Raw genomic sequence first — 9,184 nt, 5'->3', positions numbered from 1 at the left:
GAAGTATCCACTCCCGGATACTGGCTGATGTAGTCAGCCATGCCGTGGATATCCTCGATGCGATTAGCGGGTTTATCCACGCTGCGAGGCATCCCACCGCTCGCGCCCTGATAAGCCGCGTCGGCAGTAATCGTGATGTAGCCCTGTTCGGCGAGACGCTGGGCATACAAGCCTGCGACCTGCTCTTTTACGCCGCCATTCGGATGTGCAACCACCACGGCAGGGTATTTTTGGGCGGGATCATAGTTAGCAGGGGTATAGACATTCACAGCTATCTGTATGCCATGCAGATCGTACTTCACCGGATGAATGTTGACCTTGCCTTTGACGTTCTCAGTGATGGCACCGTCATAGGCCAGGGTAAATGGATTTTTTTTGTAATCAGCCGCATTGACTGAGGTGGCCCCGGTTATTGCCGTGAGCAGTATTGCAGTTAACAGATTGAATTTCATGGTCTCTCCCGATGAGTTTCAGGCTTGCGGATTTAAATGTGCAGACTCAGGTTAGAGAGAGAGGACTGTCAGTATCGTGACGGGTAAATAACATTTTTGTCAGCAAGCAGGCTGAGATGGCTTCATGTTTCTGACAATGCTGTCAGGTAAGCGTCAGCTTTATGTTGGCAATCAAGAGGCAGAATAAGCCCGATTGCACAGTTAAGAGGAAATCCCGTTATGCGCCTGTTGTTAGTCGAAGATGAAGAAAAAACGTCAACCTATCTCAACCGCGCGTTGAGTGAATCCGGATTTACGGTAGATGTCTCTGCAGATGGCGCAGAAGGTCTTCATTACGCGCTGGAGCTTGACTACGACGCGATAATCCTTGATGTGATGCTGCCGGGGATGGATGGCTACCGGGTACTCGAGGGGGTGCGGGCCGTCAAACAAACGTCGGTACTGATGCTCTCGGCCCGCGGTTCGGTCGACGAGCGCGTCAAAGGGCTTCGGCTTGGCGCGGATGATTATCTCCCCAAGCCCTTCTCTCTTATCGAACTAGTGGCGCGTATTCAGGCACTGGTGCGTCGCCGCGCTACGGATGGCGCAGACATCACCCAGCTGCAAATTCACGATCTGCATCTCGACCTGCTGGCCCGCCGCGTATTTCGCGCCGGAACGCGACTGGAGTTGACCGCAAAAGAGTTTTCCCTGTTAAGTCTTCTGGCCCGGCATCAGGGGGAGATCCTGTCAAAAATGATGATTGCTGAGCAGATATGGGACATGAATTTTGACAGCGATGCCAATGTGGTTGAAGTCGCCATTAAACGTCTGCGAGCCAAAGTGGATGCCCCATTCGACGTCAAACTGTTACATACCGTTCGTGGCATGGGGTATGTCCTCGAAGTCCGGCCGGAATAAATGAAGAGGCTCAGCATGCCTAAACGTTCCATCTCCGTTCACCTGGCGCTGATGTTTGCCTTATCCGCGCTGCTGATTGTGTCTATTATCGGTATCCTGCTCAGAAGCTCCTTACATGACTCTTTGCAAAAGCAGATGCACAACGAGCTGTTGTTCCGGGAATCATTAATGAGTCCGTGGATCACCGCACGAACCTCGGCTGACGGCTGGTCGACGTTGGCTAATAAATTTACTCTGCTAACCAATTCTGAAGGTGAGCGCGTTCGCTACTGGATAGTGAGCGATAACCCGCGCTTTAGCATGGGGGGAATACCACCGGTGGGCGTTCAGTGGTCTTCTTTGCAGGAGGGATTTAATAAAGTGCCCGGCGCATCGGAAGGTGCATGCTCACTGTTCCTGTTAGTGAAAACCATCCCCGCCAACGGTGAAAGGCCTGAGCTGCGCTATGTAGTTGCCATCGACTCTACGCCGTATATGGGCACACTTGATGCGTTCACACGGACGCTGCTGATTATTGCCGCGCTGGGCGTACTGATTGTCGCCTTACTGGGATACGTTGTTTCACGGATTGGCCTGCGTCCGGTGGGCATGCTCAGTCAGCAGGCACAACACCTTGCACCAGGTGACCATGGCCAGCGCCTGAATACCCGCGCGTTGCCCGAAGAACTGCAGCAACTGGCATCATCATTTAACGGCGTGTTAGAGCGTCAGGAAATCGCCTGGCGACAGCTCGAGAGCTTTAATGCCGATGTTGCGCATGAACTTCGTACCCCGCTGACTAACCTGATCGGTCAGACGCAACTCGGGCTATCACGCCGACATTCACAAGATGAACTGGAAGAGTTATTGGGTTCCAATCTGGAAGAGCTTGAACGCATGACGTCGATAGTTAACGACATGCTGTTCCTGTCTCATGCGCACGCGGGTGAACATGCTTCCCAGCTTACGCAAGTCTCCCTGCGAGAAGAAACACTGAAAACAGCGGAATATGTTGAACCCTCTTTTGCTGAAAAACAGCTTTCGCTGGAGGTTGAGGGCGACGTCACGGCGCATATCGACAGGCGGCTGTTTCACCGTTCACTGGCTAATTTGCTGGAAAATAGCGCCAGGCATTCCCCCTCCAATAGCACGGTTACGGTGCGCTTAAGCGAAAAAGGCAATCAAGCTTGTGTAGACGTTTCTAACCCTGGCGATCCGATAGCGCCTGAGCACTTACACCGGCTTTTCGAACGGTTCTATCGTGTTGACACCTCCCGAGCCAGGAGTGATACCCATCATGGGCTGGGCCTGTCGATTGTCCGTGCCGTCGCCATTATGCACCGGGGAGATGTCTTTGCCCGTAGCGAGAACGGTATCAATACCTTTGGCCTGACGTTTGCTAAACAGCCTGACGCTATCCGAACCGGGAGACTGATTTCAGAGACAAAATCGGGATCTCCGCGCGCAAAGACTTCTGACAAAATTGTCAGAGAGTCGTCAGTCTGATGTCAGGCTATCTGCGCCAGAATCACTGCTGATACTCACCACGGCTGATTGAAGGAATGAAACAGTGAGAATGAAAAAGGTATTTAGCGGGTTTCTGGCGATGATGGTCATGGGGCTTCTGGGGCAGCCCGCGTTCGCATCAGAGGATTCATCCGCACACGCCCGCACGCTGATTATCTACTTTTCACAACCAGAGGAGATGAAACCTGGTGCCGTGGATGGTTTTTCCGGGGCCAGCGTATTACAAAAAAATACGCCAGAGACTGGCAGCACGCAGTTTATTGCGCAACTGATTCAGAAGCAGACTCACGGCGACCTGTTTCGCATTGAAACCGCCACTCCCTACCCTCGCCAGCATGATGCACTTTTGCGCGTTGCCGAAAAGGAACAGCAAACGAAAGCCAGACCCTCGCTAAAAACGCCGCTCCCTGACCTGAGCGATTACGACACCATTTACGTCGGCTACCCCATCTGGTGGTATACCATGCCAATGGTGATATACAGCCTCTTTGAGCAAAATGACTTTGCAGGCAAAACGGTCGTTCCCTTTACCACCCATGGTGGCAGCAGGTTAGCCGACTCCCTGCGAGAAATTGCTCGCATGCAGCCACAGGCCAAATTAGTCACTCGTGCGCTCGCGATCTCGCGCAACGATATTTCAGCTCCTGACGTACCCGCGCAGGTTGAGCAATGGGTAAAACAAGTCCAGCCACAGCGTTAATCCCTCGACATGAAGAAAATTTATATTTTCCAGGTCATGCAGGATGCGCTGATGACGTTACTTCTGTTGGTATTGATGGGATTTCACCTTCACGGTGAAATCGTGCATGAATGGGCGGGTATTATTTTTACGCTGCTCATCATGCTGCATTTATATCTTAACCGGCATCGCTTGTGGTCACTGTCGCCCAATATTCCGTTAACCATGCTGGTAGTTAACAGAATCATTAATGCAGTGACATTCGTTGTCATTCTGACCGCGATTGTCTCGGGCATGATGCTGTCCCGACATATCCTTCTGGACCAGGCGTTCCACAACCCGGCGAGCTGGGTCAGGAAAGTACACATGACGTCGGTCCACTGGGGAATGCTCATTCTGGCGCTGCATATCGGGTTGCACTGGAAAATGCTGGCAACCTTTTTCTGCCGGGTCCTGAACATCTCCAGCAATTCATTCTTTGCAAATGTCATGATGCCAGGAGTTTTTTCGCTAATCGCACTACTGGGATTGTACGAATTACTGAACCAGGACTATCTCGATTATTTGTTGATAAAGGTCGATTTCTCCTTTTTCGATTACGATGAATCTGCCCTACTTTTTTATCTACGCTACCTGGCCATTATTGTTTTATTTTCATTAATGACACGGTTTTCGCTTTGGTGCCTTATTTTTAGAAAAGACAAAGCAGCGTCACCATAATAAGGGTTAACTGACAGAATTGTCAGGCTGGCGTCAGTCTGACGACATCTCCCCCTGATTAGAATCATTGCAGACCCTCTCCATCATTGTAGATAAGGACGCTTTGCATGATCAGACATTTACGTTACCTCGGGCTGTTACTGCCCCTCTTTACGTTTTCATCCTGGGCGGCGGAGCAAAATCCCGCTGTCCATATCGCCACCGCCGGAAGCCAGAATGCGGTGTACGGGGCAGCAGAGAACTTTACCGGTCGCGTCCGGGTTGATCCTCTCTTCAAACCAGATAACGAAATTAGCGTTTCCGGGGCTTATGTCACCTTTGAGCCAAGTGCTCGTTCCGCCTGGCATACGCATCCGGCAGGCCAGCGGCTGATTGTGACCTCGGGAGTTGGGCTTACCCAACAAGAAGGCCAGCCGGTGCAGGTCATCCGCGCTGGCGACGTTGTCTCTTGCCCGGCGGGCGTCAAACACTGGCACGGGGCGGCCCTCGGCAGCGCAATGACGCACCTGGCGATAACCGGGATTGTGGATGGCAAAAGCGTTAACTGGATGGAGAAAGTGACAGATGAACAATACCACGCCCATTAAGGCATTAACGGCAGCGGTACTGCTGACCTTTGGTTTGGGTCTCACGGCACATGCTGCGCCCGTCAATAAAGGAGCCTCAGAAATGAACCACGAACAAACGGTTTCAGATACGCTGTCAGCTCGCCAGCAAGCCATCCCGTTGATTACGGCATCAATGGCCAGCAGTCAGATGGATAAGCTGAATGCGGCACTGAATCAGGGGCTTGATGCAGGACTCACGATAAACGAGACCAAAGAGATTCTCGTCCAGCTCTATGCCTATACGGGATTTCCCCGTAGCCTGAACGCGCTGAATGAACTGATGAAAGTCGTCGAAGCACGTAAACAACGTGGCGTTGAAGACGTTGAAGGTAAAGAGCCGGTCGCCGCCATCCCTGTCGGAGATGAGCTTCGCCGTGTCGGTACCGCAAACCAGACTAAAATCTCCGGCGCCCCTGTCCAGGGACCTCTGTTTGATTTTGCCCCGGTCATTAATCAATTTCTACAAACGCATCTGTTCGGCGACATTTTCGCCCGCGATAACCTCGACTGGCAAAGCCGCGAGCTGGCAACGGTTGGCGCATTAGCCGCCACGCCGGGCGTTGAAGCTCAGCTGTTATCGCATACGCGAGCCAGCATGCGAGTCGGCCTGACGGCAGCGCAACTGCGCCAACTGGCACAGGTTCTTCGTGAAAATGGCGAAGAAGATGCAGCTACGCGGGCGGAACAGGCACTGCAACAGGCGTTAGCAAACAGTTAGGCGTTGGTTTGAGACGATACGGTGCTAATCCTCCGCATTCATGAGTCTGCCAAATAAGGGCAATCAAAGGTGCTAAATAATTCACGCTGACAACTCAGATATGATTGAACGGCAAACATAACAGAGGATGTAATCTTGAAAACTGTCTTAAAAACGCTGGCCATCTGCGCGATGGCGGGTGGCATGGTGGCTCAGTCGGTATACGCCGAGCCGCTGGTCATTCAGGAACAGGGAAGCTTTTCTGCTGGTGGCACTATCATCACCGCACCAGGGAAATTTGACGCGAAAACGCCGCTGGACTCTGCGGGTCAAACCTGGCATGGCGATCATGCGTCTGTGTTCTATCAAATTCCGGAAAATCCGCATAAATACCCTATCGTCATGCTGCACGGCGCAGGTCAGTTCTCCCGCACCTGGGAAACCACGCCGGATGGTCGCGAAGGGTTCCAGAACATATTCCTGCGTCGTGGATTCTCAACTTATCTTGTCGATCAGCCGCGTCGGGGCAGCGCCGGGCGCACGACGGTAGAAGGTACGGTTACGCCTAAACCGGATGAACAGATGTGGTTTAACCAGTTCCGCGTTGGCGTGTGGCCGGAGTATTTTCAGGGCGTTCAGTTTTCTCACGATAAAGAAGCGCTAAATCAGTATTTCCGTCAGATGACCCCGAATACCGGGCCGTTTGATATCAATGTTATCTCTGATGCGATGTCCGCCGTCGTGGATAAATCCGGCCCGGCTATCCTCTTCACCCACTCTCAGGGTGGCGGACCAGGCTGGTACACGGCGATGAAAAATGACAAGGTCAAAGCCATTGTCGCCTTCGAGCCTGGTAGCAGCTTTGTCTTCCCGGAGAAAGAGCTCCCTGCCCCAATGCCAAGCGCGTTCGACACGCTGAAGGGTGAACCGGTGCCGATGGAGCAGTTTATGGCACTGACTAAAATTCCGATTCTGATTATTTACGGCGATAACATCCCTGATAAACCTGTCGCCATGCCCGCGCAGGACAGCTGGCGCGTACGTCTGGCAATGGCTCGCGAGTGGCGTGACGTGGTGAACAAGCATGGCGGGGATGTCACTGTGACGCATCTGCCTGAGGAAGGAATCAAAGGCAATACCCACTTCCCGTTCTCGGATCTGAATAACGTGCAGATTGCTGATATGGTGAGTAAATTCCTGGAGGAAAAAGATCTACAATAGGAAGAGCTAGTATTGAGCCTTCATTATTGAGGGCTCAATACAATCATCAGTTATATCAAAAAAAATAAAATGGGGGCGTGACGGTCTGCTTGGCACGAGGAGCGGACATGTGGCAGTTCAATAGTAACGCCCGCACCTCCATCCTACTGTGGAGTGCAATCTATGGATAAAATCGTTTTCCGCGTCTTAGCTTCTGGAGGGGTCATTTCGTCACTTTCGCTGATATTGAAGCTCCATGCGCCAACGTCTTCGACTTTCGAAAACAACAATTCACCTTCATAGCCCAGATCGTCAGTGCCACTGATTATGACCATACCACTAAGCGTTCTCTGGTATGCATTCTCAAAAACACGACCGTCATAAACAATGGTCGCCCGCTCTTTGTCGAAGACAACCGCTTTGTCGCCCTCACAACGCATTACTGACTTGGCTTGTGACACACAGGAAAACCCTAGAAGGGTCAATATCAGCAGTCTTTTCATTCTTCATCTTCTACATGCATAATTAAGGGGATAATTTCTCATAAATCCATTGATTTAATATTAGCACCAACTGACATGCTGGACGACGGCAGATAACGCATCGGAGATTCCGATTGCTTCCAGTGTAGAGGTCAACTAAAACAGGCCCGCCAACCGAGTGAAAGAGTGACTGCCCTGAGACGAAATCCTTCCTGTAAACTAAATTCTACCTCTACGTCCTTCACGGTGCGCTTATAACTGAGATAACAAGAGCAATACACCTGCAATCATTACATTGAATGAGATCACTACATGCCGGCAAGTGAGGGCTCCGCAGAAAATAGCGAAAGAACCAGCCATCAGCAGCATACCCGCCACACCGTAGAGAATATTACCAGTATGACTCCATCCCCGAAAACACAACAGACCTGGCGCGAGCATTGACCATCCTGTTCTTCGCCATGACAGGTGTGTACGTTCTGGTTGTAAGCCCGGATCTCTTTTCATAATGGTCTTCCCTGCCAGAGTAATATACCCAGCAATATTGCGAGAACCAGCATCAGTATTGACAGAACCACCAGCAAACGGGTGTAAGGTAAATCATTTTCAAGACGCATAGCATATTCATTCTTGCGCCAGCGTCGCCAGGCCATATATCCCATCGCTGATGCAGCGACCAGTAGCAGTGTTGAAATACCGATACGCAGTTCCGCAGAAGATAATTGGGGGGAAAACTGCTCGATGCCGACAGCACCGGCCATGAGTGCCAGCGCAGTACGGATCCAGGCAAGAAATGTACGCTCGTTGGCGAGCGTAAAACGATAATCGGGGGTTTTGCCCTCAAGCCACCACTTCCCCTTTGGGCGTATTGACGGAGTATTATCCTGTAGACTCACGTTTAATCCTTTCTTTTATCAACAATTCTTTAATAGACAGTCCGGTCGATTCGCTGTCGCGCAGATTGTGGCGAGTGATTTCTGTGCACAGAAACTCAATCATGAACAGCTGTGACATACGGGTGGCGATCGAGTCTCCCTGGTAGGGGCCAGCACTACCGCTGGTCAGCAACCAGGTGTCTGCCAGTTCAGTCAGCGGTGACTGCGGACTGTGCGTTATTGCCAGACAATGCGCGCCCGCTTTTTTGGCCAGCCGGAAGGCATTAACCACTTCCGGTGTTTCGCCTGAGTGAGAAAATGCAACCACCAGGTCTTCTGGTTTGAGGTTGGCGAGTTTCAACGTCATGGTAAAACGGTCGGTATAGGCTTCCGAATCAATGCCCTGACGGTTCATTTTGTCGCGGGCTTCCATTGCAGAAAGACCTGAGGCTCCAAACCCCACGAACAAAACGCGGTTCGCGGTCAAAAATCGCTCAACTACTGGATTGACCACTTTCATGTCCAGCAGACCGATGGTCTCATTCAGGGTGGTTTCAACCGTCATGGCTATTTTCTGCGCCACATCGTTGCGGGAATCATCCAGGAAGATGTCCGGGGACGATGGCAGCAGTTGCTCGCGATCGGCCAGAAGCTCACGTTTAAGCGCCGCTTTCAGCTCGAGCAGCCCGGTATAACCAATTTTTTTGCAAAAGCGCACGATCGTCGCTTCACTGACTGATATGGCTTCGGCCAGTTTACGTACCGGCATTTGCGCTACAGTAGCGGGCTGCTCAAGAATAAACCGGGCAATATGCTGGTCAGTTTCACCAAGTCCACCCAGCACATTACTGATATACACCCGCACATTTTCACGATTTACGCTCATCGCAACACCCGATCCTTTTGCATGAAAAATAACGGGTATTCTGTCAATCCCCTTCGCATGCGTCCACCGTAAAACGCAGTTTCACGGAGAATCTCTGACTCTGGTTCGGTGCAAGCAGTCGTATTCCGCGCTTCTTCTCCACCGTTCCGTCAAAATCTGGCGCATCGGTCGTCCCGGCG

Annotated in this window: 12 protein-coding genes; 7 read left to right on the top strand and 5 right to left on the bottom strand. The window is 51.7% G+C overall.

Annotated features, from left to right (window positions below; translation table 11 throughout):
• The coding region (locus FDW87_RS23035) for an alpha/beta hydrolase (RefSeq protein WP_252363245.1) at positions 1-452 on the bottom strand (452 nt) is incomplete at its 3' end.
• A gap of 219 nt (positions 453-671) precedes the next feature.
• On the opposite strand from FDW87_RS23035, the gene FDW87_RS18500 reads away from it, so the two are divergent.
• From FDW87_RS18500 to FDW87_RS18470, 7 genes are all read left to right on the top strand, one after another.
• Entirely contained in the window at positions 672-1,352 is a 681-nt protein-coding gene (locus FDW87_RS18500; RefSeq protein WP_137380040.1) for a heavy metal response regulator transcription factor, read from the top strand.
• Between the two features lie 15 nt (positions 1,353-1,367).
• The gene (locus tag FDW87_RS18495) at positions 1,368-2,837 is read left to right on the top strand and encodes a heavy metal sensor histidine kinase (RefSeq protein WP_137380039.1); all 1,470 of its coding nucleotides are present in this window, start codon (positions 1,368-1,370) and stop codon (positions 2,835-2,837) included.
• Between the two features lie 70 nt (positions 2,838-2,907).
• The gene (locus FDW87_RS18490) at positions 2,908-3,558 is read left to right on the top strand and encodes a flavodoxin (protein WP_032931593.1); all 651 of its coding nucleotides are present in this window, start codon (positions 2,908-2,910) and stop codon (positions 3,556-3,558) included.
• A gap of 51 nt (positions 3,559-3,609) precedes the next feature.
• Complete coding sequence (locus tag FDW87_RS18485; RefSeq protein ID WP_094761156.1) at positions 3,610-4,257, top strand: DUF4405 domain-containing protein; 648 nt, start codon at positions 3,610-3,612, stop codon at positions 4,255-4,257.
• Between the two features lie 107 nt (positions 4,258-4,364).
• Entirely contained in the window at positions 4,365-4,844 is a 480-nt protein-coding gene (locus FDW87_RS18480; RefSeq protein WP_137380038.1) for a cupin domain-containing protein, read from the top strand.
• Complete coding sequence (locus FDW87_RS18475) at positions 4,822-5,583, top strand: carboxymuconolactone decarboxylase family protein (RefSeq protein ID WP_137380037.1); 762 nt, start codon at positions 4,822-4,824, stop codon at positions 5,581-5,583. Before FDW87_RS18480 ends, FDW87_RS18475 begins: the two co-directional genes overlap by 23 nt.
• Before the next feature lie 135 nt (positions 5,584-5,718).
• Positions 5,719-6,783 carry an alpha/beta fold hydrolase gene (locus FDW87_RS18470; RefSeq protein WP_047358268.1) on the top strand — a complete coding sequence of 355 codons (1,065 nt, stop codon included), beginning with the start codon at positions 5,719-5,721 and terminating at the stop codon, positions 6,781-6,783.
• 143 nt (positions 6,784-6,926) lie between these two features.
• Here the strand turns inward: FDW87_RS18470 and FDW87_RS18465 are convergent, their stop codons facing one another.
• From FDW87_RS18465 to FDW87_RS18450, 4 genes are all read right to left on the bottom strand, one after another.
• Positions 6,927-7,265 (bottom strand): hypothetical protein, encoded by a 339-nt coding sequence (locus FDW87_RS18465; RefSeq protein WP_047416664.1) that lies wholly within the window; start codon positions 7,263-7,265, stop codon positions 6,927-6,929.
• A gap of 231 nt (positions 7,266-7,496) precedes the next feature.
• Positions 7,497-7,751, bottom strand: coding sequence for a DUF202 domain-containing protein (locus tag FDW87_RS23340; RefSeq protein WP_072058774.1), 255 nt, complete (start codon positions 7,749-7,751; stop codon positions 7,497-7,499).
• Positions 7,748-8,140: a YidH family protein gene (locus tag FDW87_RS18455; protein ID WP_016156755.1), complete on the bottom strand. Its 393-nt coding sequence runs from the start codon at positions 8,138-8,140 to the stop codon at positions 7,748-7,750. Before FDW87_RS18455 ends, FDW87_RS23340 begins: the two co-directional genes overlap by 4 nt.
• Entirely contained in the window at positions 8,124-9,005 is an 882-nt protein-coding gene (locus FDW87_RS18450; RefSeq protein WP_047416661.1) for a MurR/RpiR family transcriptional regulator, read from the bottom strand. The genes FDW87_RS18455 and FDW87_RS18450 overlap by 17 nt, the downstream gene beginning before the upstream one ends.
• Positions 9,006-9,184: the final 179 nt, after the last annotated feature.

This window comes from Citrobacter sp. wls826 (assembly GCF_005281245.1).
Classification (GTDB): domain Bacteria; phylum Pseudomonadota; class Gammaproteobacteria; order Enterobacterales; family Enterobacteriaceae; genus Citrobacter; species Citrobacter braakii.
Note: the sequence above shows the minus strand (reverse complement) of the source record. Positions and strands in the feature narration are given on the sequence as shown.

What these genes read in the sequence shown, in the direction of transcription:
- FDW87_RS18480 (WP_137380038.1), top strand. Translation starts at nt 4,365, where the DNA reads ATGATCAGACATTTACGTTACCTCGGGCTGTTACTGCCCCTCTTTACG.
- FDW87_RS18450 (WP_047416661.1), bottom strand. Translation starts at nt 9,005, where the DNA reads ATGAGCGTAAATCGTGAAAATGTGCGGGTGTATATCAGTAATGTGCTG.
- FDW87_RS18490 (WP_032931593.1), top strand. Translation starts at nt 2,908, where the DNA reads ATGAAAAAGGTATTTAGCGGGTTTCTGGCGATGATGGTCATGGGGCTT.
- FDW87_RS18465 (WP_047416664.1), bottom strand. Translation starts at nt 7,265, where the DNA reads ATGAAAAGACTGCTGATATTGACCCTTCTAGGGTTTTCCTGTGTGTCA.
- FDW87_RS18485 (WP_094761156.1), top strand. Translation starts at nt 3,610, where the DNA reads ATGACGTTACTTCTGTTGGTATTGATGGGATTTCACCTTCACGGTGAA.
- FDW87_RS18500 (WP_137380040.1), top strand. Translation starts at nt 672, where the DNA reads ATGCGCCTGTTGTTAGTCGAAGATGAAGAAAAAACGTCAACCTATCTC.
- FDW87_RS18475 (WP_137380037.1), top strand. Translation starts at nt 4,822, where the DNA reads ATGAACAATACCACGCCCATTAAGGCATTAACGGCAGCGGTACTGCTG.
- FDW87_RS18495 (WP_137380039.1), top strand. Translation starts at nt 1,368, where the DNA reads ATGCCTAAACGTTCCATCTCCGTTCACCTGGCGCTGATGTTTGCCTTA.
- FDW87_RS23340 (WP_072058774.1), bottom strand. Translation starts at nt 7,751, where the DNA reads ATGAAAAGAGATCCGGGCTTACAACCAGAACGTACACACCTGTCATGG.